Raw genomic sequence first — 20,760 nt, forward strand, 5'->3', positions numbered from 1 at the left:
CCGGCCCCCCGCGCGCCCGCCCTCACGGGCGCCGGCCCCCCCACCCCCCCCTCGGCCGGCGCCCCCCCCCTCCCCGCTTCGACCCGGGGGCCCCCCCCCCCACGGCGGAAGCCGCATCGGCGGGGGCCCGCTCCGGTTGGGGCCCGCGAGGCCCGGCCGGTGCTCGGCCCGGCCCTCACGCCGACGGCGATCTACCATGGCTGGGAAGGCTTCGTCTCCAAGCCCGCGCCACAGCGGCGGGGAGGTCGGCATGGCGTTCGACACGACGGGGTTCGAGCAGGCGGACAGCGGCCGGTACCTGCCGATCTCCGAGCACGGCCTGATCGGCGACCTCCGGACGACCGCCCTGGTCGGCACGAACGGCACCATCGACTGGTACTGCTGTCCGCGCTTCGATGCGCCCAGCGTGTTCGGGGCCATCCTCGACGCGGAGCGGGGCGGATCGTTCGAGCTGGCCGCGGACGTCCCGACCCGCACCCGGCAGTTCTACTTCCCCGACACGAACGTGCTGATCACACGCTTCTTCGCCGCGGACGGCGTGGCGGAGATCCAGGACTTCATGCCCGTGGCCGAGGGGTCGCCCGAGGTCGCCCGGCACCGGCTGATCCGGCGGCTCATCTGCGTCCGGGGAATCCTCCCGTTCCGGGCGCGGATCGCCCCGCGTTTCGGCTACGGCGCCGAGGCGCACACCGTGTCCCTCGAAGGCCACGTCGCGGTGTTCCGCTCCCCGTCGCTGACGCTCGCGCTGACCGCCACCGCGCCGCTGGAGACCGACGGCCTGGACGTGTGGTCGCACTTCAAGCTCCTGGAGGGCGACTCCGTCGTGTTCGCCCTCGACCAGATCGGCGACGACGTCCCGGCCCGGTCGTGTCCGCGCGCCGAGGCGGAGGAACAGTTCGAGGCGACCGTCCGGTTCTGGCGCCACTGGCTGGCCGGGTCGCGCTACCAGGGGCGGTGGCGGGAGATGGTGCACCGCTCCGCCCTGCTGCTCAAGCTGCTCACCTACGCGCCGACCGGCGCGATCGTCGCCGCACCCACCACCAGCCTGCCCGAGCAGGTCGGCGGCGAGCGCAACTGGGACTACCGGTACATGTGGGTCCGCGACGCCGCCTTCTGCGTCTACGCCATGCTGCGCCTCGGGTTCACCTCGGAGGCCGAGGCGTTCATGGGCTTCCTCTTCGAGCGCATGCGCGACACCGCCGCGAACGGCCCGTTGCAGATCATGTACGGCATCGACGGTCGCACCGAGCTGCCCGAGTACGCGCTGCCGCACCTGGAGGGCCACCTGGGCTCCGCACCCGTCCGGGTCGGCAACGCCGCCACCGGCCAGCTCCAGCTGGACATCTACGGAGCCATGATCGACTCCATCTACCTGTACGACAAGTGGGGGCAGCCGATCAGCAGCGCCGGCTGGGAGGACGTCGGCATGGTGGCGGACTGGCTCTGCGAGAACTGGGACCAGCCCGACGAGGGCATCTGGGAGACCCGCGGCGGCCGCAGGAACTACGTGTACTCGCGGCTGATGTGCTGGGTGGCGCTGGAACGCGCGATCCGGATGGCGAACCGCCGCGGCCTGCCGGCCGACCTGCCCCGCTGGCGGCAGACCCGGGACGCGATCTACCACCAGATCATGCGGCGCGGCTGGTCGAGCGAGCTGGGCGCGTTCGTCCAGTCCCTGGACGACGGCGAACTGGACGCCTCGCTGCTGATGATGCCGATGGCCAAGTTCATCTCGCCCACCGACCCCAAGTGGCTCTCCACCCTGGACGCACTCACCAAGGGCCTGGTCTCCGACTCCCTGGTCTACCGCTACAACCCGGCCACCAGCCCGGACGGCCTGAGCGGCTCCGAGGGCACCTTCTCGATCTGCTCCTTCTGGTACGTCGAGGCACTGGCCCGCGCCGGCCGCCTGGAGGAGGCCCGGCTCGCCTTCGAGAAGATGCTCACCTACGCCAACCACCTCGGGCTGTTCGCCGAGGAGATCGGCCCGACCGGCGAGCAACTCGGCAACTTCCCACAGGCCTTCACCCACCTCTCGCTGATCAGCGCGGCCTTCAACCTCGACCGCGCGCTGGGCTGAGATCGCGTCAATTCGGCTGAATCCAGCCCCTGTTCGGCTCCCGTCCGACTCCTTTCAGACTCCCGTCCGGCGGGAACGAGCAGGTCGCGGATGAGCTGAGGTGAATGGCGACATCTTGTCGGCCCACATCCGTTGACGGCCCCAGGCGGCACTGCAATGCTCATGACCAAACCTGCGCAACATCTGAGCAGTGCCATCACCCTGTCATCACGGAAAGGGCCCAACCCTTATGCGCCGTACCGCTGTTGTCATGATGACCACGCTGCTGGCCTCCGCCGCGGCACTCACCGTCCCCGCCGCCGCCGCCCAGGCCGCATCCGCCGCCGCGCGCCAGGCCGCGCCCGCCACCGCCCAGGCCGCATCCGCCGCCGCGCGCCAGGCCGCGCCCGCCACCGCCCAGGCGGAGCAGGCGAGTTCGAGTGCGGCGCTGGCCGGCGGGTGTAACGCCATCGCCGCCGGCGGCGGCCAGGTCATCGGAACCTGTTCGGGCATCAGCCCCCTGCAGATCTGGCGCGTGCAGGCGCAGTGCCAGTACTACGTCAACAACACCGGCCCGTACATGCGCATGGCGATCGGCGGAGCCGTCGTCGGGAGCGGGATGAGCACCGCCATGTGCAACTTCGGCGACACCATCATGTTCCCGCAGGTCGTCTTCCTCGGGACGGTGCCGCCGCCGGTCGCCGGGCCGCAGGGCCAGATCAGCGGCTACGCGAGCAAGTGCATCGACGTCCAGGGCGGCGAGAACAAGAACGGCACCGCGGTCCAGATCTACGACTGCAACGGCACGAACGCCCAGAAGTGGACCGTCGGCGTGGACGGGACGCTGCGCGCCCTCGGCAAGTGCATGGACGTACAGGGCGGCAACACCGCCAACCACACCATGGTCCAGCTCTACGACTGCAACGGCAGCGGCGCCCAGCAGTGGAAGGCCCAGTCCGACGGCTCGCTGCTCAACCCGCAGTCCGGCCGCTGCCTGGACGACCTGGGCTTCGCCACCAACAACGGCAACCAGCTCGGCATCTGGGACTGCAACGGCGCCGACAACCAGAAGTGGAACCTCCCGCACTGATCCCCCCGGTCCCTCGGCCCGGCCGTGATCGCCCCCCACGGCCGGCCCGACGGGCCCCTCGAATCCCACCTCCGGAGCGACGGGGTCCGGAGGCGGGATTCCCGCCGGCAGCCCGGCTACTGCCGGCCGGTGGTCCAAATAGTTTCGCCTATAGGGCAGTTGCCTATGCCGGCGACGGCGGTGGTCGAACCCCGACCTGGAGGTCGACACCTTTTCGAAGGAGAAAGAAGCACGCGTTCGATTGAGCCCGTGCGGGCACCATGACGGTTTCCGAAGACCCGGATGTCTCCCCAGAGATCACGCCATGAGCCCGGATCCGGGCCCGTGACTGACCGAGCACCAGAACCAGCGGGATAGACGGCATGCCCCAAGGTCAACCGGGCGTTCCCGTCAACCAAGGACCACGCGAACGTGGCACACGGGACGAAGGAGCAGCACCACAAAGTCCTGGCCTCCACCGACGACGGCATCCCCCTCGACTACTGGGAGGACTGGGAGCTGTCGCCCAGGCAGCAAGCCGACCAAGATCCCCCTGATGCCGGCAACCCCCGCCCGGAGGCACGAGGCCGAAAGGCCTGATTCTCCTCCTGGGCCGTCGCCCCGGAACAATCCCCACGACCGCGGGCCGATATCAGCGTCATCCGGTCAAAAGGCAAGGACCGGGAGCAATCCCCGCGAGCGCGGGGCCGACCCTCGGCTACAACTACCAGGTCACCTCGGTCAGGAGCGATCCCCGCGAGCGCGGGGCCGACACTTCCTGACCTGCGGCGATTCGTGTCAGGGACCGTCAGTAGATTCAGTTCGATTGGGCAGGCGGCGTGTGAAGGAGTTCATGGGCCCGGATCCTCTCGCTCAGGCGACAGGCGGACCTCACGCAGGAGCGGCTTGGGCAGCGCGCCGGACTTGGCCGGCGCACGATCGGGTGGATCGAGAACGGCCTCGCACCTGCGACGCTCGACCAACTCGGCGCCATCGCGCGGGCAATCGGCGTGCCACTCTGGCGTCTGGTCCGCGACGAGTAGCCCTGGCCGGCCATCGGGCCGGCCAGGGCCTTGACCTGCTGCTACTCGCCTCGAAGCGGCTCCATGACGAACCCGAGCCGCGGGGGCACAGGCTCGCCGTCGGGACGTTCGAGCAATGGCCCGAAAGCTTCGAAGTCCTGCTGCCGGTAGCACGCGACCAGGTCTGCGTACCGCGGATCGATCCACTCCATCGGATGCCTCCTACTCGTGTGCCGGCAGCGTACGCGTTCCGAGTCCGCTATTCAGCGGGCTTGGTGCAGGGCTTCTCCGGTTTCTTCATCGGCCTGATTGAACAGCTGGGCGAGTGCTGACAGCTCGCCGCTACGGTCACCAGGCTGTCGTCCGTCGGCGGCCGCCACAGTTCCTGGTCGACCTCGAAGCCCGCCTCCCGGATGGCAGCCTGGGTCTGCTCCATGATGTCCTGGTCGAAGTTGCCCGGGTCGAATCCCGGGCTGTGGTGCACGAACCGGCCCTCGCGCTCGCACAACTCGGCGTACGCCTCGGTGTGGACGAGGAACGCGTGCCAGCCCTCGTCCACGATCCTGGACGGCGCCATGGCCAGGTGGGGGCGGCGGGCGCCCACGACCACGAACGCGATGGCTTCCCGGGTGATCCGGGTGGCCATCGCGACGTTCATGCCCTCGTTGTTGGAGAGCACGGTGGAGATGACGGAGTCGAACGTTGCCGCGCTCACGAACTGGTCCGGAGCGGTCGGGGGCGGCGCCTGTGCCGGGGTGGGTTCGGGAGTGATCATGGTAGTGCTCCTCTCGGTGTGTCGAGTGGTGCAACCTCCTGGGCCGACGTCGTCGTCAGGCCCGCGAGGAGGCGGAGGGTTGATCAGGGCGTTTCGACCTGATCGCGAGGGGGATGGTTCGGGCCACCGGTGGGAGATCCGCTCGGCAGGTTGCGAACGCAGGGGCACCCCGACTGGCCGCAGAGGCATACCAGCACCCGAGCACCGCACTCGTCCCACAGGCCGCCGGGACACCCGTGGTGGGCGTTGAGTTGGCACTCGGCGCTGACGTAGCGCCCGGCCTGGGCTGTGTCCAGAGTGATGACGATGCCGGACGGGACGTCCGGTCTGGAGATCATTGCGGCTCCTCCAGTTCGGCCCAAACGACCACCGCGCCAGTTGCGTCCGTGGATCCCCATGAGGTGCAGGACTGCACGATGGCCAGGACATCAGCCCAGCGTTCGACTGATTCGTCGACAGGCGCGGGGACGCTCAGGCGCACTACTCCAGCGGTGGGGCGCGTAACGCGTACGTGGGCGCCTGTGGCCTGACCGAGCGCAGCCTTCACGGCTCCTGCGCACATGCCGATCTGCACCGATCCCCCAGTACATGTAAGGATTAGCTCTACACATACAGTAGGGCCTGGCCGCATACTCTGTCACCCACCGAGCACGGAACGTAGGAGGACATGCATGGCAGGCGACGCCGAATCCCCCTACCTCCGCATCGCAGACCACATCCGCGAACGGATCCTCACCGGCCAGCTCGCAGCCGGAGCCCAGTTGCCATCTCTCGCTGCACTGCGTGAGGAATTCGGCTACTCCCACGGCGTCGGCCAGAACGCCTACCGGCTACTCGAATCCGAGGGCCTGGTCGTCGCCCGCCATGGCCGCGGCTACTACGTCCGCAGCCAGGAACCGCCCACCGTCCTGGTACGCCGTCAACGCGTACCCTGCGGCGACGGCAGCCCGACGGAGGCCACCCTCGCCAGACAGGGTGTCGCCGGTACTTGGCGGCACGAATCTCAGCCTCGTGCCGCCGAGGCCCGCATCGCGGCCCGGCTGGAAATCCAGTCCGGCGATCCGGTGATGCACACGACCTACGTGTACCTGGCCGACGGAGACCCGGTGCAGCTCGCAGAGAGCTGGGAACCGATGGCCACCACTGGCGGCAGCTTGATCGTCCTGCCCGAGGCCGGTCCACACGCTGGTATCGGCGTCGCCGACCGCATGGCGATCATCGGTATCGACGTGGGCGTGCCCGTTGAGCGCGTGAGTGCCAGGGCTGCCACGCGACCTGAGGCTCAGACCCTCGGTGTTGCACCCGCTGTCCCGGTGATGGCAATCGAACGGACCTACTACGACCAGGCCACCGGGCGCCCAGTTGAGACCGCAGACATCGTGCTCACCTCGCGCTGGGTTGCTGAGTACGGGCGCGCCCCACGTTCCTGACCTGCATGGTCCGATGCCGGTCGCACGATGGCGGCATGGCCGGTACGCCGACGGACGGTCCTGGTGCGAGCCGGACGCGGACAGCGTGTGGCGGTGGACGCACGACACCCCGTAACGACGAAGCGCCCCCGCCCGGCCGAAGCCGAGCGGGGGCGGAGCGATCCCCGCGGGCGCGGGGCCGATAGGAGACCGGGATCGACGTCGAGGTGGCCACGGGAGCGATCCCCACGAGCGCGAGACCGATCAGGCGTCGACGGAGCTGCACCGGGCTGCCCGGGAGCGATCCCTGTGGGCGCGGGGCCGATGGCAGCGACCACGGCCGGAACGCGGAAGCCTGAGAGCGATCCCCGCGAGCGCGAGACCGATCAAGTGTCGACGGAGCTGCACCGGGCTGCCCGGGAGCGATCCCTGTGGGCGCGGGGCCGATGCTCCAGAGCTCAACTGCGCTTCACTGAACAAGGAACGATCCCCGCGAGCGCGGGGCCGACCCCTGGAAGGTGCCGGTCGACTTCCGCAGCTCGGAGCAATCCCCGCGAGCGCGGGGCCGACATGCCCGCGATCTGCTGGAAGGCGGTGCCGGCGGAGCAATCCCCGCGAGCGCGGGCCCGATCAGGCACGTCCGGATTCGTCTTCCGGTCTGGAGGAGTAATCCCCGCGTGTGCGGGGCCGACACCGCGGCCTTCGCCTTGATGGTGCCGAAGGTGGAGCAATCCCTGCGGGCGCGGGGCCGACTGGGCCGCACTGTTCCCTGGAGAGCCGGTGCTGGAGCAATCCCCGCGAGCGCGAGGCCGGTTCCTTCTCGCTCGTGCAGCTCGGGTCGGGCCCGGAGCAATCCCCCGCGAGCGCGGGGCCGATATGTAGATGACGTACGCCCTCTTCCTCTACGGGGAGCAATCCCGCGAGCGCGGGGCCGATCCCCGCCTCCCCATGGGTCGGGGTGGCGGGGGTGGGGGAGCAATCCCCGCGAGTGCGGGGTCGACACTGCGTCAAGGACGCACCCGGGGACGTACCCCGAGTAATCCCCGCGCGTGCGGGGCCGACTCCTTGTGAAGCCGCTCACCGAACCCGCTGAAGGAGCAATCCCCGCGAGTGCGGGGCCGACCGCGTCACCGACCGGACGGGCGGCCCTGTGGAAGGAGCAATCCCCGCGCGTGCGGGGCCGACGTGATTCTCGGTGGTGACGCGGACGTGGACAAGGAGCAATCCCCGCGCGTGCGGGGCCGACGTGATTCTCGGTGGTGACGCGGACGTGGACAAGGAGCAATCCCCGCGCGTGCGGGGCCGATCGCCACCAGGGCGGTGCCGGGTTCAGGGGTGCTGTCCGCTGTCCTGGAGGCCGTTCCGGTCGGTGGTGCAGGTGACGATTGCGGGGCGTTGGTAGACGGTTCGGCGAACTCGACGGTGTCGCGGCGGGCGTCGGGCAGCACCGTGGTGTGTTGCCAGTGGCGCGGGCCCGTGTGCCGGTCGAAGGCGGTTGGACACCGTCTTCGACCAGCCCTGGCAGGCTCGTGTCCACCTTGCTCGCACCCTCGACGAGACCAACTCCCGGTGGTCACCGGTGCGATGGGCTGGTCTCCTGAACCATCCCCGCGAGCGCGGGGCCGGTGATCGAGTGGGCATGTGGATCGGGCGGCCCGGGGAGCAACCCCTGCGGGCGCGGGGCCGATTTGTTGCTGCTCGTGGTGCTCGCGCTCGATCAGGAGCGATCCCCGCGAGCGCGGGGCCGATACTTCCTGACCTGCGGTGATTAGCGGCTGAGGGGCTTGATTGATTCAGTTCGATCGGTAGAAGTCCCGTCGAACAGTCGATGCGTTATTGTCATCTCTCCTTGCCCCAGGGCTGGTTGTCAGTGTCGTGGCCTGACTCCCCGAAGCGTACCCGCACGTGGAGATTGAGACGATGATTGAGGACCGCTGCCATCGGTACCTGTTCGAGGCCAGGGGCTGGCTGGGTGCGCTGTGGGGAAAGTCCGCCGGGCGGGCCTGGGGATCTGCCACGGATCAATCCCCACAAGTGTTTGGCCAACAGCGTGAGTTCGGCGATGGTGATGTGCTCCGCGGATCAATCCCCGCGAGCGCTGGGCCGACGAGACTGCGAGCAGCTGGGGCTGGGTCAGGTCGGAGCGATCCCCGCGACGCGGGGCCGACCACGCTGACGGCCACGAAGCAGAGTTCCGCCGGGAGCAATCCCCGCGTGGGCGGGGCCGACAGCGTCGCACAACTGGCCCCGGGGGACCTGCTTGAGCAATCCCCGCGAGCGCGGGGCCGATCTTCTCGGACGGGAACTCGGCGCCGACGCCGAGGAGCAATCCCCGCGGGCGCGGGGCCGGTGTGGGCGCGACCGGAACCAGGTGGTCGCCGACGGAGCAATCCCTGCGGGCGCGGGGCCGATCCGTACGGGGCGTCCGGATCGGTAAGAACCGGGGAGCAATCCCTGCGGGCGCGGGGCCGATGCTTTTTGACCTGGGGTGATTAGCCGCTGAGGGGCTTGATTGAATTAGTTTGATTGGTAGAGGCCCCGTCGAACGGCCGATTTGTTGTTGCTATCTCTCCTTGACCCAGGGCTGGTTGTCGGCGTCGTGGCCTGAGTTCTCGAAGCGTACCCGCGTGTGGAGGTTGAGGACCGTCGGCAGTGGTAGCCGTCCGAGGTTAGGGGCAGCCTGTTGCTGTCGTACAGGCTGGACACTGGGGCAGTGGCTGAGATTGTCCGGGGCCGCTGCCTGACGCTGGTGACGTGGCGGCGTCTGAATGGTCTTGCGGGGCCAGGTCTGTTCGGCTGGTTGTGCGGGATGCGCGGCTGAGGAGGTTGTCCGCTGGGCGGTGTTCTTGTGGGACAGGTGCGCGGTGGGCGCTGCCGGGCGAAGTGAAGTGGGGCGGGGCAGGTCGCCGGCTGCTACGGAGTGTTCCATGGGGAAGGTCGTAGAGCCTCAGCGCCGCCGCAGTGAGTCCTGGAAGTCGGCGCGTGGGAGCACGGTTATCAGGGGAGTTGCCACTTGCCGCGGTGGAGACCGTTCTGGTGTGTGGAGTTGGTCCTCGACGGGGTGCGGAGGATGGGCGGCCCCCACCGGCTTTGGGCGGGTGGGGGCCTGGCGGCGTCAGTGCAGCAGCACTCGCAGGCTGAGCAGCCCGCGGTGCCTCGGGTTCTCCTGCCACTGTGCGGGCTCGGCCGGGTCGGCCAGGCGTAGGGCGGGGAAGCGGCGCAGCAGTTCGGTGAACGCTACTTCGGCCTGGAGGCGGCCCAGTTGGGCGCCGAGGCAGTGGTGGATGCCGTGGCCGAATGCGAGGTGTCGGGTGGCGTCCGGGCGGGTGATGTCGAAGCGGTCGGGGTCGGTGAAGACGGCCGGGTCGCGGTTGGCGGCGAGCAGGGCGATCTGGACGAACTCGCCGGCCGGGATCGCGGTGCCCGCGATGGTCACCGGCTCGGTCGTGCGGCGCAGCGAGGCGATGCTGAACGGGCTCTCGTAGCGCAGGACTTCCTCGATCGTGCCGGAAAGCAGCGCCGGATCCGCGCGCAGCGCCGCGAGTTGCTCGGGGTGGCGGAGCAGCGCGTGGATGCCGTTGGTGATCAGGTTGACGGTGCTCTGGTGGCCGGCGATCGCGAGCAGGAACGCCATCGAGGTGATCTCGGCCTCGGTCAGCCGGTCGCCGTCCGCCTGGGCGGCGAGGAGTTCGGAGATCAGGTCGTCGCCCGGGTGGGTGCGCTTGTGGTCGACCAGGGCGCGCAGGTAGTCCGCCATGCCTTCGGCGGTCTCCACCGAGACTTCGCCGTCTGCTCCGCCGTCCGCTCCGCCGTCCGCCTCGCCGTCGTCCTCCGGGTCGGCATCGACGGCGTTGCCGCGGACTTGGAGGTTCTCCCGTTCGGCCTGCGGCGCGCCGAACAGTTCGAAGACGACCGCGAGTGGCAGCGGCAGTGCGAACTCGCTGATCAGCTCGACCGGGTCGGGCCCGTCGAGCTGGTCGAGCAGTGCGCCGACGTGGCGCTCGACCATCGGTCGTAGGGTCGCCACCTGCCGTGCGGTGTAGGCCTGTTGGACCAGCTTGCGCAGCCGGGTGTGCTCCGGGGGGTCGGAGTTGAGCATGTGCGACATCAGGTCGCGGCCCGGGCCGCCTTCGGAGTTCCCGACGTGTCGGGCGAACGCCTCGGTGACGGCCTTCTTGCTCAGCCGGGGGTCGGCGAGGGCGGCCCGGCACTCGGCGTGGCCGGTGACGACCCAGCCTTCGAGTCCGGCCGCGCCGCCGAACCGGACCTTGCGGGCGCCGCCCTCGGTGCGCCAGCGGCGGTATGCGGCGTGCGGGTCGGCGTAGAACTGGCCGTCGGCGAACTCCGGTTCGGCGGCGCTGTGTTCGGTAGCCCCGGGCTCGGAATCCCCGCGCTCGGTTTGTATGTGATCATCGTGCATGTGATCAGTGTGCACCGCGTGGCTTCAGGACGCGGATCTCGCTGACGCCGAGCAGGCCGAGCAGTGGCACCTTGGCGGTCCGCTGTTCGGGGTCGACGACCAGGCCGGCCGTACGGATCTGGTCCAGCAGCAGCTCGGCGAGCGGCATCACCATGTGCCGGCCCCAGCAGCGTTCGGAGGTGTGCCCGAACGGCAGGTAGCCGGGAGTGTTGTCCGGGTCGAGGTGGTCCCAGCGCTCCGGGCGGAACTCGTGCGGGTCCTCCCACAGGGCCGGGTCGCGGTGCGAGAGCAGCGGCAGGACGAGGACGTCGTCGCCGGCGCCGATCCGCGGGTCGATCGCGGGGTACTCGGGCGAGGCGCGGCGCAGGATGTTCCAGGACGGCGGCAGCAGGCGCAGCGACTCGAAGATGATGTTCCGGTTCGGCGTGCTGTCGTCGAACGGCGCGCCGAGCCAGAGCGCGTTCGCGACCAGGGTGGAGATGGTGAAGCAGACCGGTGCGGCGGCTCGGCGGTACATGCCGAGCGCGTACCGTCGGTCCTGGTAGTTGGCCGCCTTCGCGGTGAGCTTGCCGAGTTCGGTGAGGTCGTCGCCGGGCTTGGGCCTGCCGGGCAGTGCGGCGCCGGCGGAGATCACCAACCAGGTGAGCAGGGGCGTCAGTTCGAGGTTGCGGCTCATCAGGATCCGCAGCCGGCGCGGGTCCCGGCCGAGGATGAGGTCGCGCAGGAAGAGGTGTCCGGTGAGCGGCCACGGACCGGACAGGTCGATGTTCGGCGGCAGCGGGGCCTTCAGTGCCTCGCGCACGTCGCTGCCGATCGTCCGGGTCACCGAGGATGCCTCGGTGCGGGTGATCGAACGTCCGTGCAGCGGTTTGAAGGTGGGCCGTTCGATCTCGGTGGCGCGCCGGGCGGCGAGGATCCGGTCGGTGAGCTCGGGCCCGGCGACCCCGATTGTGTCGGGTTCGAGCCGGACGGCGTCCTTGCCCAGATGGTCCCTGAGCAGGGCCTCAAGTCGGGGGGAGAGCACGGTGGTTCGCGAACGGGCGGAGGCGGGGGAGAGTGCCATGTGATGTCTCCGAGACTTTGCCGGGACCGGTCTCCGCCCCCGCCCCGGGCCCGATCTCCCGGCGGAGGCCGCGAGGGGGGGCAGGGGCGGGGGCGGATCAGCTGTTCAGGTACCGGAGGTACCGATCAGCCGGCTTAGTACCAGATGTACCAAGCGCTGGCCTTCAGGCTCTTCTTGGCGAAGGACGCGTCACGGATGGCGAACAGGATCTTCATCTTTGGGTCTCCCTTTCGTTACCAGGTGGCTGAGCGAATGTAAGGCCACTCTGCAGTCGCCCTACAGACGTAGACACGCGGCCGGGTCTCCATCGGGTTCACCTTTGGGGGGAGTTCTTGTCGAGGGAGTTGGGGAGGTGGGGGGTTTGCTGGCGGATTTCCTGATTCGCCCCCCGGCGGGCGATGGACGGTGTCAGTCGCGGGAGCAGTCCGCGCACCGCCGCGGGCGCAGCCCGTCGAGGATGATGCCCAGGTAGCGGCGCCAGTCGGTGACCCCGGCCTGTACGACGTGGCAGAGGCCGATGTAGAGCGGTGACACGTCCGAGACGGTCAGGTCCTCTCGCACCGAGCCCTCGGCCTGGGCGCGTTTGAGCACCTTGTCGGTGAGCTCGTTGAGTTCGGCGATCGCCGCCGCGTCGAACGTGCTGCCGCCGATCATCGCGGTGACCGTCTCCGCGTAGCCCCGGTCCTGTTCCTGCATGATTCCGCAGAACTCCAGGGAGCGGGCGAGGCCGTGCCAGGGGTTGGGGTCGGGGAGCACCTCGTTCCTGAGGAAGTCCAGGGTCTGCTGGAACCGGTGTTCCACGATCGCTTCCGCCAGCGATTCCTTGGTGGGGAAGTGGCGGTACACCGTCCCGACGCCCACCCCGGCCCTGCGGGCGATGTCGCCCATCTGGGCGTCCCGGCCGGACTCGGAGAAGGCGGCTCGGGCGGCGTCGAGCACCTTGAGCCGGTTGCGGGCGGCGTCGGAGCGCAGCTTGCCGCCGGTGGGTGTGCTGGAGCGGGAAGGGGGAGGGGAAGGGGTGTTTGACAAGGGGAACCGCGCCTCCGTATCGTCACCATCCGGAACCGTGAGTCCGATTCCGGTTACCACTTTAACCCACAGGAGCGTATCCCTCCCATGGCCATGCCTCCCACTTCCTCCTTATCGACCTCGACCTCGACCCCCTCCCCGGATCCGCTCCGCTGGAAGGCGCTCGTCGTCCTGGCCGTCGCCCAGTTGACGGTGGTGCTCGACGCCTCGATCGTGAACGTCGCGCTGCCCTCGATCCAGCGGGACCTGCACTTCGCCGACTCCGACGTCCAGTGGATCGTCAACGCCTACGCACTCGCCTTCGGCGGCTTCCTGCTGCTCGGCGGCCGGACCGCCGATCTGCTCGGACGGCGGCGGGTGTTCATGACCGGGCTCGGCCTGTTCGCCGCCACGTCACTGCTCGGCGGTCTCGCCCCGACCGCGGGCCTGCTGATCGCCGCGCGGGTCGGGCAGGGCCTCGGCGCCGCGATCATCGCGCCGGCCGCCCTGTCCATCGTCACCACGACCTTCACCGAAGGCGCCGAACGCAACAAGGCCCTCGGCATCTGGGGCGCGCTCGCCGGAGCGGGCGGGGCCATCGGCGTGCTGCTCGGCGGTGTGCTCACCCAGTGGGCGGGCTGGGAGTGGGTGATGTTCGTCAACGTGCCGATCTGCGTCGTCGCCGCCGTCCTCACACCGAGGTTCGTCCGGGAGAGCCGCGGCCACGAACGCACGGGCATCGACTTCGCCGGCGCCGCACTGGTCACCGGCGGTCTCAGCGTGCTGGTCTACGCGCTCGTGGACGCCGAGCGGGCGGGCTGGGGCTCGGCCAGGACCATCGGGCTGCTGGGCCTCGCGGCCGTCCTGCTGCTGGTCTTCGCCCTGGTCGAACTGCGCCTCGTCAAGCACCCGGTGATGCCGTTGCGGATCTTCCGCAACCGCAACCTCTCCAGCGCCAACGCGGTGTCCCTGCTGGTGGGCGCCGCGCTGCTGTCGATGTTCTTCTTCATCTCCCTCTACCTCCAGCAGGTGCTCGGCTTCTCCGCACTGGAGGCCGGACTGTCCTACCTGCCCTTCTCGGTGGCGAGCATCGTCGCCGCCGGCGCCGCCTCCCAGCTGGTGACCAAGGTCGGGCCCAGGCCCGTCCTCGCCTGCGGGCTGGCGCTCACCGCGGTGGGCCTCCTGCTGTTCACCCGCATCCCCGCCAACGGCACGTTCGCCGGGGACGTGCTCCTGCCCTCGGTGGTCGCGGCACTCGGACTCGGCTTCTCGTTCGTGCCCGTGACCATCGTCGCCGTCTCCGGTGTGACACCGCAGGAGTCGGGCCTCGCCTCCGGACTCATCAACACCACCCAGCAGATCGGCGGCGCGCTCGGGCTCGCCGTGCTCTCCTCGGTGGCCAACGCCCGGATCAGGGAGCTCCTTGAGGGCAAGCAGGCCGGTGGCCCGGCCATGGCCGACGCGATGACGGAGGGCTTCCGGCTCGCGTTCGCCGTCGGGGCGGGCTTCGCCGTGCTCGGCGTGCTGATCACCCTGCTGGCCGTACCCAGGGGCGAACGGCCCGCACACGACGACCTTCCGGTCACGCCGGTCTGACGAACGGCGACGTCCGGACGCGCGAAGGCGCTCACCCTGCCTCCACGGCCATGGGGTGAGCGCCCTGCGGACTTCCCGTAGCCGGGGACAACTCCTCAGCCGTGAAGAAGGTCATCGAAAGGCTGTAGGCCTAAGGCCTGTTCGTCGATCCTTCACCCCGATGGGCAGCAATCCGGCCTGCGACCTCGGTCAACCGGGACACTCGGACGATGTAGCTGACGGTAAGCCTGCTGATCAGATTCCAGCCCTCGGTGGAGGATCGCACTGCCTCATTTCGCGGGCCAAGAGCTGTTCGGCAATGTGCGCTCGGCCAGCCCAGCCACCTTGATCGACCGGCGTGTGGCGGAGGTGGCAAGTAGCTGAGGCCAGCGGGAGATCAGGGGCCGGTGACCCACTGGCCGACGCGCGTCGGCTCGGGCTGGAGGATGATTCCGGTTGCAGCTGCGACCTGGGCGGTGAGGTCAGCGAGCGCCCGGACGAACGCTGCCGCTGTGGCCTCTCCTTGAGCGGTGACCGTGAGGGTCCGGCGTTCCGAGCAGCGCACGCCGTCGGCGACGGCTTGGCCGGGCCGGCAGCCGACATGCTCCAGGAGCCACCCGGCGCTGGCTCGGAGGCCGCCATCGCTGTCCTGGTGGACCGGGCAGCCGCGGTCGGACCAGCGCGTGGCCTGGGCGGTGGTGATTCGAGGGTTGAGGAAGACGGATCCGACCTGCCGGGAGTCCTGGTCGCTCGGGTCGAGGAGGAGGCCGCGCCGACGGCGGTTGGCGAGTACGGCCGCGGTGACCTCCGGAACGGTCGGGCGCGCGCCGACGGGCACGCCGAGCTCGTCCGCGAGCGGCTGGTAGGTGATCGGGGCCGCCGGCGTGTGGGTCAGGTGGAGCGAGGCGGCGAGGATGGTCCAGCGGCCGGGGGTTCGCTTGAAGCGGCTGCTGCGGTAGCGCAGGCGGCAGGACTGGGCCGGGAAGGTCCGCAGGCAGCCCATGCCCCAGTCCCAGACCGTGACGCTGTGGAGGGAGTCTGCGATCTGCTGGCCGTATGCGCCGGCGTTCTGGACCGGCGCGGCGCCGACGGTGCCTGGGATCCCGGCCAGGCACTCGATGCCGGCAAGCCGTTCGGCAGCGGCCCAATGGACGAGGTCGGTGAGCGGGTGGCCGGCCTGGACGGTGACGGCCACCGTGGTGTCGTCGAGCTTCTTGGCGGTGATGCCGCGGGTGTTCATGACCACGACGGTGCCGGGGTGGCCGGCATCCGCCGCGATCACGTTGCTGCCGTGCCCCAGGACGACGGGACCGTTCTGCTCCTGGGCGCTGATCGCACGGGCGGCGTCGAGCCAGTCCGCGGGGTCGGACAGGTTGAGCACGGCGCCGGCGGGCCCGCCGAGCCGGAGGGTGGTCAGCGACGCGAGCGTGGCCTGGGGCACGGCAGGGTCCTCTCAGTCGGCGGCGACGGCCTTGAGCGCGAGGTTGCGGAGCGGGGCGAGCCGGGTGCGGTTGTTCTGGTGGTGGTAGACGGCGTTGGTGCAGATGGCCAGGTAGCGGCCGGTGTCCGGGGCGAGGTAGAGGCTGGTGCCGGTGAAGCCGTGGTGGTAGGCGACCCGGCCGCCGTCGGCGAGGATCCAGGCCAGGCCGCGGTGGAGCCCGGGCTCGATCTCGGCCTTCGGTTCCATGCTGGTGCGGAGCCAGGCACCCAGTCCGTGGCTGGAGGTGTATGCGGTGAGGAGCCGGTCGGCGAAGGTGGCCAGGTCGGCCGGGGTGGTGAAGACGCCGGCGTGGCCGGCGACGCCGCCGAGCAGAGTGGCGTTGTCGTCGTGCGGGATGCCCCACAGCCGCGGGCCGCCGGGGAGGCGCTGCTCGGTCGGGGCGACGTCGGCGGAGCGGCTGACGGGTCCGTAGGTGGTGTGGGTCATGCCGAGGGACTGCCAGAGGTCGGCGGCGAGCTCGTCCAGGCGGCGGCCGTGGAGGTGGGCGAGCGCGAGGCCGAGGAGGATGAACCCGCGGTTGATGTACCGGTGGCCGGCGCCGGGTTCGGCGATCAGCGGTTCGCCGCAGATCAGCTCCGCGAGGGGTTCGGTGCGGCCCCGGTACTGGTCGAGACGGGTCTCGGGCCGCAGGCCGGAGGTGTGCGCGAGGATCTGCCCGACCGTGACGTTCGCGCCGGGCACCTGGTCCGGCAGGTCGGGCAGCAGGTCCCGCACCGTGGTGTCGGTGGTGATGCCATCGGTGAGCCCGATCAGCGGCCAGGTGGCCAGTACCTTGGTCAGCGACGCGGCGTCGTAGAGCGTGCCCGGGCCGGGCCCGGCGTTCCCGCACTCGGGCGCGATGACGCCGGAGGAGACGAACGCGGGCCGGCCGTTCCGGGCGCCGTGGGCGAGGACGCCGCCGGGCAGGGCGCCGTCGTCGACCAGCAGGTCGAGGCACTGCTGCAGCTCGGCGACGGTGTCGGGGCTCAACGGCTTGGTGCTGGTCACGGCATCTCCCGGTCGATCGTCAGGCTGGCACCGAGCGCGGCGAGTTTGGGCAGCAGGTCGCCGTAGCCGCGCCGGAGGTGGTACATGCCCCGGATCGTAGAGGTGCCCTCGGCCGCCAGCGCGGCGAGCACGAGCGCGGTCGCGGCCCGGATGTCCTCGCCCGCCACGTCAGCGGCGGCGAGCCCGGAGGGCCCCTCGACGGTGATCAGCTGGCCCTCCGCGTTGACGACCGCGCCGAACTTGCGCAGCGCGGCGAGGTGGGTGTCGCGTCGGCTGTAGATCCGCTCCTCGATCCGGGACGTTCCGGCGGCCTGGGTGAGGACCGCGGTCAGCTGGGGCTGGACGTCGGTCGGGTAACCCGGGTGGGGGCCGGTGGCCATCTCCGTCGCATGCAGTCCGGCCGGTACGGTGACCGTCGTTCCGCCGCGCTCGGGGGTCAGGAGGATCCCGGTGTCGGCGAAGACCGAGACCAGGCCTGGCGGGAAGCCGCAGGGCGGGAAGGCGTCGAGGTGGACGGTGCCGCCGGTGATCGCGGCGGCGAGCGCCAGTGTGGCGGCCTCCAGCCGGTCGGACGGGACCGGGAAGACGCCGCCGGCGATGTGGTCGGTGCCGGTGACGTGCAGGGCGTCCGCGCCTTGCCAGGTGATGCCGACACCGGAGCGGGCGAGCAACTCCGCGGTGACGGTGACCTCGGGCTCGATGCTCGGCCCGAGGATGGACGACGTGCCGGGCGTGCGGGCGGCCAGCAGCATCGCGGTGACCGTCGCGCCCAGGCTCGGGCCCCACTTCTTGGTGCTGACGTTGGTGATGAACGGAAGGCGCTTCGTTCCGGTGAAGCGGGCGCGCACGCGGCCCCGGTTGACCTCGACGTCGGCGCCGGCGGCCTCCATGGCGGCCAGGTGCAGGTCGATGTACCGGGCGCAGAAGGCGTCGCCGCCGGGCAGTGGGAAGGTGACCTTGCCGGAGCGGGCCAGCAGGGCGGCGGCGATGACCGCGGTGGTCCGGATGCACCGTCCGAGGTCGTCGGGGATGACCGGGAAGTAGGAGTCGGCGGGCCGGGTCTCGAACTCGCCCTCGGCGATGGTGGCTCGGGTGCCGGTGCGGTGAAGGATCTCCGCGCATACACCGGTGTCGAGGATCGCGGGGGCGCCGGTGAGGGTGAGCGGCTGGTCGGCGAGGATCGCGGCAGCGTACAGGTGCAGGGCGATGTTCTTGCTGCCCTGGACGGTCGTCGTACCGTGCAGCGGGTGGCCGCCGGTGATCCGGAGGGTGAGCCGGTCGGGGGTCGTGGTGGCGGTCATGGTCACCTTCCCTGGCTTCCGGCGGGGAAGAATCCGCCGATCTGGGTGCGGGGGTAGAGCGTGGAGTGGGCGCCGATGAGGGTGGCGGGCTGGAGCACGGTGCCGGCGGGGACGATCACTCCGTCGCCGATGACCGCGCCGAACTTGGTCTGGCCGGTGGCGACGCGGTGGCCGTCGAGACGGGCGCAGACCTCCTCGGTGGCCGGCTCGACGACCGGGCCGCTGGTGACGCGCAGGCCGGTGGTGGACACGAACGCGCCGATGTTGACCCCCAGGCCGAGGACGGAGTCGCCGACGAAGCTGGTGTGCTTCATGAAGACCCCGCCGGTGAGCAGCGAGCGGGTGACCTCGGCGCCCCAGCCGATCCGGCAGCCGGGACCGATGACGGTGTGGTCCCGGACCCGGGCTCCGGAGTCGATCACCGAGCCGGGGCAGACCAGTACCGGGCCGGTGACGACCGCGCCCTCGGCGATGACGGCGCCGGCCGCCACGGTCACCTCGCCGCGGACGACGGCACCGGGCTCGATGACCCCGGCTCCCTCCGGTAGCTCGATGTCCAACCGTCCGGCCAGCAGGTCGACGATGGCCTTCTTGAGCCCGAAGACGGTCGGACAGCAGCTCAGCAGCCGCGCGACGACGGGGTCGGCGACCTGCTCGGTGTCGATGTAGTACTCGGGGGTGGTGCGGTAGTCGATGCGCGCCAACGCGGCACTCATCGTGGGAGCTTCGGGTAGCCGGTGCATGGCCGGGGCTCCTCTCGGGCGAGCGAGTGGAAGGAGGGGCGGTGATGAGCCAGATGCCTACTGAATGGGCAGGTCCGGGGCAGCGGCGACCGCGGCCTCGGGCCGGGCGTCGACCTGCTGCTGGACGGCGAACCCCAGCAGGACGAGCACGGGCAGGTGCAGGGCAGCCCAGGAGGCGGCCAGGAAGGTGCCGAGCCGGTCACGGTCCTGCGGGGCGGCGAGCCGGGGACCGGCGGAGAACGGCGAGGTGCTGGACGTCGGCATGTGAGAGCCTCCGCAGCGAAGGGACGGGTTGGCTGTCCCAGTGAACTGCCGGCTCGTTGCCGTGATCCGTAGTCGGACTACGGGCCGTAGTCCGACTACGGGTCAGATGCCCTGTACGCCTGCGCGGGCGGCGAAGTCGCGAACGCCCGGAAGCCGGCGGTCGTACCGCAGAAGGCCTACGGCGAGGTCGCGGACGGCGCCCCGACGGATCTCCTGCGGGGCCGCCTCCTCGGCGGCGAGCAGTGCCCGGTAGCAGTTCTCGTGCTTGCCCCACTGGTCGAACGCGCGGGCCACGTCCGTGAAGAATCTGGCCTGCCGCTCGGCCGTCGGCAGCGCGCTCGGGTCGATCGTCCTGGCCAGCTCGATCGCCCGGCCGGCGTCTCCGAGCTCGTAGTGGACCGATAGCTCGTGCAGGGCGACACCCTGGATGCCGTCCACCAGGCCGGAGGCCCGGCCTGCGGCCGCGGCGCTGTCTGCGGCCTCCCGGATGAGGGCGTGCGCGTAGGACCGGTCTCCGGACTTGGCCGCGGTGTACGCGGCGGTGGCGTACAGGTCTCCGCGCGTGGCCAGACGGGCGGCCTCGGCCACCGAGGTGTCGGCGAGCAGGTCTTCGGCGGCTACCACCACGATGTCGGTCGCCCGAGCCAGGCTGCCCTGGCGGCGCCACGAGCTGGAGACCATCCGCTGGGCTTCCGCGGTGATCAGCGGATCGCCGCCCAGACGGGCGGCCGTCAGGGCGCGGTCCGAGGTCACGGCCACCAGGTTGTTGTCACCGATCTTGATGGTCAACCTGGTGGCGATGTTGTAGAACTGGGCGACGTTTCGGGCACGTTCCTCCGCCGTACCGACCATGTCGGCAGCCGCGAGCCGTCCGGGCAGTGCCTGCGCGAGCGTGTCGTACCGGGCCGCCTTGAACTCCTGGCGCGAGGACACGAGAGAAGTGGCGACGGACTTCAGGGTCGGCTCGCGACGGGGAGCCGGGGCCCTGCCCGGCCCGTACAGCAGCAGGTCCTCCAGGCCGGACAACGGCGACACCGCCTCTGCGTGCGCGACCTGCTGACCCGTGGCCGGGGTGACGAAGGCGGCAACCGCCAGGGACAGGAACGGGCGGCGTCGCACATCGTCCTCCTCGGCACCGGAAGTCGTCGCCAGCGTAGCCGAGCTGACATGACGTCGCGGTGATCTCGGCTTCGTGGCCGCGGGCTGCGGCAAGGCCATCAGCCTGTCGATCTCAACGCCCAGGGTCGAGGCCATCCGCCGTAGGAGCTGCACGTCCTGGACCTGCTGGACGTCCCGCTCGACCTGCGACATCCAGTCCTCGCTGCGGTTGAGCTCCGTCGCCAGGCGCAGCTGCGTCCAGCCCATCTCTGCGCGATGCAGCGAGACGAACCTACCGAACGTGATGCTGCCGTCGGTCACCGTTCCCGCCGGTACTCGTAGTCGGGACCCGCGGGTTGTTCCCGCGGCAGAGGAACCGGGGGCTCCTGGCGGAGCCCATGTGCTGGTGCCGAGCGAGGGAGGCATGCGAAGGCTCCTGTCATGTCGGTGAATCCGTCATGAACAA

General features: G+C 70.4%; 17 protein-coding genes and 1 CRISPR repeat array. Of the genes, 6 read left to right on the plus strand and 11 right to left on the minus strand.

Annotated features, from left to right (window positions below; all coding sequences use genetic code 11):
* Window positions 1-250 precede the first annotated feature (250 nt).
* From ACFVHI_RS13220 to ACFVHI_RS13235, 4 genes are all read left to right on the plus strand, one after another.
* Window positions 251-2,080 (plus strand): glycoside hydrolase family 15 protein, encoded by a 1,830-nt coding sequence (locus tag ACFVHI_RS13220; protein WP_063346311.1) that lies wholly within the window; start codon window positions 251-253, stop codon window positions 2,078-2,080.
* 250 nt (window positions 2,081-2,330) lie between these two features.
* Window positions 2,331-3,149: a ricin-type beta-trefoil lectin domain protein gene (locus ACFVHI_RS13225; RefSeq protein WP_380338680.1), complete on the plus strand. Its 819-nt coding sequence runs from the start codon at window positions 2,331-2,333 to the stop codon at window positions 3,147-3,149.
* A 411-nt stretch (window positions 3,150-3,560) separates the two neighbouring features.
* Window positions 3,561-3,728: a hypothetical protein gene (locus tag ACFVHI_RS13230; RefSeq protein WP_380338683.1), complete on the plus strand. Its 168-nt coding sequence runs from the start codon at window positions 3,561-3,563 to the stop codon at window positions 3,726-3,728.
* Window positions 3,729-3,991: 263 nt separating this feature from the next.
* Window positions 3,992-4,171, plus strand: coding sequence for a helix-turn-helix domain-containing protein (locus tag ACFVHI_RS13235; protein ID WP_079136183.1), 180 nt, complete (start codon window positions 3,992-3,994; stop codon window positions 4,169-4,171).
* A gap of 238 nt (window positions 4,172-4,409) precedes the next feature.
* Here ACFVHI_RS13235 and ACFVHI_RS13240 read toward each other — a convergent pair whose 3' ends face one another.
* Window positions 4,410-4,925 (minus strand): hypothetical protein, encoded by a 516-nt coding sequence (locus ACFVHI_RS13240; RefSeq protein ID WP_063346310.1) that lies wholly within the window; start codon window positions 4,923-4,925, stop codon window positions 4,410-4,412.
* Window positions 4,926-5,596: 671 nt separating this feature from the next.
* Between ACFVHI_RS13240 and ACFVHI_RS13245 the strand changes: the two genes are divergently transcribed.
* Entirely contained in the window at window positions 5,597-6,355 is a 759-nt protein-coding gene (locus tag ACFVHI_RS13245; RefSeq protein ID WP_380338686.1) for a GntR family transcriptional regulator, read from the plus strand.
* 154 nt (window positions 6,356-6,509) lie between these two features.
* A CRISPR array of direct repeats spans window positions 6,510-7,640; the repeat unit is 31 nt; unit sequence AAGGAGCAATCCCCGCGCGTGCGGGGCCGAC.
* 1,809 nt (window positions 7,641-9,449) lie between these two features.
* Here ACFVHI_RS13245 and ACFVHI_RS13250 read toward each other — a convergent pair.
* The 4 genes from ACFVHI_RS13250 to ACFVHI_RS13265 form a co-directional block, all read right to left on the minus strand.
* Entirely contained in the window at window positions 9,450-10,754 is a 1,305-nt protein-coding gene (locus ACFVHI_RS13250; protein ID WP_380338688.1) for a cytochrome P450, read from the minus strand.
* Between the two features lie 4 nt (window positions 10,755-10,758).
* Window positions 10,759-11,817, minus strand: coding sequence for a cytochrome P450 (locus tag ACFVHI_RS13255; RefSeq protein ID WP_063346307.1), 1,059 nt, complete (start codon window positions 11,815-11,817; stop codon window positions 10,759-10,761).
* A gap of 134 nt (window positions 11,818-11,951) precedes the next feature.
* A complete protein-coding gene (locus ACFVHI_RS13260) occupies window positions 11,952-12,032 on the minus strand; it encodes a tryptorubin family RiPP precursor (protein WP_224285092.1) in 81 nt (26 codons plus the stop codon).
* 193 nt (window positions 12,033-12,225) lie between these two features.
* Window positions 12,226-12,846 (minus strand): TetR/AcrR family transcriptional regulator, encoded by a 621-nt coding sequence (locus ACFVHI_RS13265; RefSeq protein ID WP_380338690.1) that lies wholly within the window; start codon window positions 12,844-12,846, stop codon window positions 12,226-12,228.
* An 87-nt stretch (window positions 12,847-12,933) separates the two neighbouring features.
* Here ACFVHI_RS13265 and ACFVHI_RS13270 point away from each other — a divergent pair, with 87 nt between their 5' ends.
* Entirely contained in the window at window positions 12,934-14,421 is a 1,488-nt protein-coding gene (locus tag ACFVHI_RS13270) for an MFS transporter (RefSeq protein WP_208869046.1), read from the plus strand.
* Between the two features lie 376 nt (window positions 14,422-14,797).
* Here the strand turns inward: ACFVHI_RS13270 and ACFVHI_RS13275 are convergent, their stop codons facing one another.
* From ACFVHI_RS13275 to ACFVHI_RS13300, 6 genes are all read right to left on the minus strand, one after another.
* Window positions 14,798-15,841, minus strand: a complete 1,044-nt coding sequence (locus ACFVHI_RS13275; RefSeq protein ID WP_079135385.1) for a UDP-N-acetylmuramate dehydrogenase — start codon at window positions 15,839-15,841, stop codon at window positions 14,798-14,800.
* Window positions 15,842-15,853: 12 nt separating this feature from the next.
* Window positions 15,854-16,888 carry a serine hydrolase domain-containing protein gene (locus ACFVHI_RS13280; protein WP_380338694.1) on the minus strand — a complete coding sequence of 345 codons (1,035 nt, stop codon included), beginning with the start codon at window positions 16,886-16,888 and terminating at the stop codon, window positions 15,854-15,856.
* Window positions 16,885-18,189 carry a UDP-N-acetylglucosamine 1-carboxyvinyltransferase gene (locus tag ACFVHI_RS13285; protein WP_380338697.1) on the minus strand — a complete coding sequence of 435 codons (1,305 nt, stop codon included), beginning with the start codon at window positions 18,187-18,189 and terminating at the stop codon, window positions 16,885-16,887. Before ACFVHI_RS13285 ends, ACFVHI_RS13280 begins: the two co-directional genes overlap by 4 nt.
* Before the next feature lie 2 nt (window positions 18,190-18,191).
* Entirely contained in the window at window positions 18,192-18,905 is a 714-nt protein-coding gene (locus tag ACFVHI_RS13290; protein WP_159398338.1) for a hypothetical protein, read from the minus strand.
* A gap of 84 nt (window positions 18,906-18,989) precedes the next feature.
* Window positions 18,990-19,196, minus strand: a complete 207-nt coding sequence (locus ACFVHI_RS13295; protein WP_063346302.1) for a hypothetical protein — start codon at window positions 19,194-19,196, stop codon at window positions 18,990-18,992.
* A gap of 102 nt (window positions 19,197-19,298) precedes the next feature.
* Window positions 19,299-20,720 (minus strand): helix-turn-helix domain-containing protein, encoded by a 1,422-nt coding sequence (locus tag ACFVHI_RS13300; protein ID WP_079135384.1) that lies wholly within the window; start codon window positions 20,718-20,720, stop codon window positions 19,299-19,301.
* Window positions 20,721-20,760: the final 40 nt, after the last annotated feature.

It is taken from the genome of Kitasatospora sp. NPDC127121 (genome assembly GCF_042677305.1).
Lineage (GTDB): Bacteria > Actinomycetota > Actinomycetes > Streptomycetales > Streptomycetaceae > Kitasatospora.

Coding starts and splice junctions, on each gene's coding strand:
- ACFVHI_RS13220 (WP_063346311.1), top strand. CDS start 251: ATGGCGTTCGACACGACGGGGTTCGAGCAGGCGGACAGCGGCCGGTAC.
- ACFVHI_RS13225 (WP_380338680.1), top strand. CDS start 2,331: ATGATGACCACGCTGCTGGCCTCCGCCGCGGCACTCACCGTCCCCGCC.
- ACFVHI_RS13240 (WP_063346310.1), bottom strand. CDS start 4,925: ATGATCACTCCCGAACCCACCCCGGCACAGGCGCCGCCCCCGACCGCT.
- ACFVHI_RS13245 (WP_380338686.1), top strand. CDS start 5,597: ATGGCAGGCGACGCCGAATCCCCCTACCTCCGCATCGCAGACCACATC.
- ACFVHI_RS13250 (WP_380338688.1), bottom strand. CDS start 10,754: ATGCACGATGATCACATACAAACCGAGCGCGGGGATTCCGAGCCCGGG.
- ACFVHI_RS13255 (WP_063346307.1), bottom strand. CDS start 11,817: ATGGCACTCTCCCCCGCCTCCGCCCGTTCGCGAACCACCGTGCTCTCC.
- ACFVHI_RS13260 (WP_224285092.1), bottom strand. CDS start 12,032: ATGAAGATCCTGTTCGCCATCCGTGACGCGTCCTTCGCCAAGAAGAGC.
- ACFVHI_RS13270 (WP_208869046.1), top strand. CDS start 12,934: ATGGCCATGCCTCCCACTTCCTCCTTATCGACCTCGACCTCGACCCCC.
- ACFVHI_RS13285 (WP_380338697.1), bottom strand. CDS start 18,189: ATGACCGCCACCACGACCCCCGACCGGCTCACCCTCCGGATCACCGGC.
- ACFVHI_RS13290 (WP_159398338.1), bottom strand. CDS start 18,905: ATGAGTGCCGCGTTGGCGCGCATCGACTACCGCACCACCCCCGAGTAC.
- ACFVHI_RS13295 (WP_063346302.1), bottom strand. CDS start 19,196: ATGCCGACGTCCAGCACCTCGCCGTTCTCCGCCGGTCCCCGGCTCGCC.
- ACFVHI_RS13300 (WP_079135384.1), bottom strand. CDS start 20,720: ATGCCTCCCTCGCTCGGCACCAGCACATGGGCTCCGCCAGGAGCCCCC.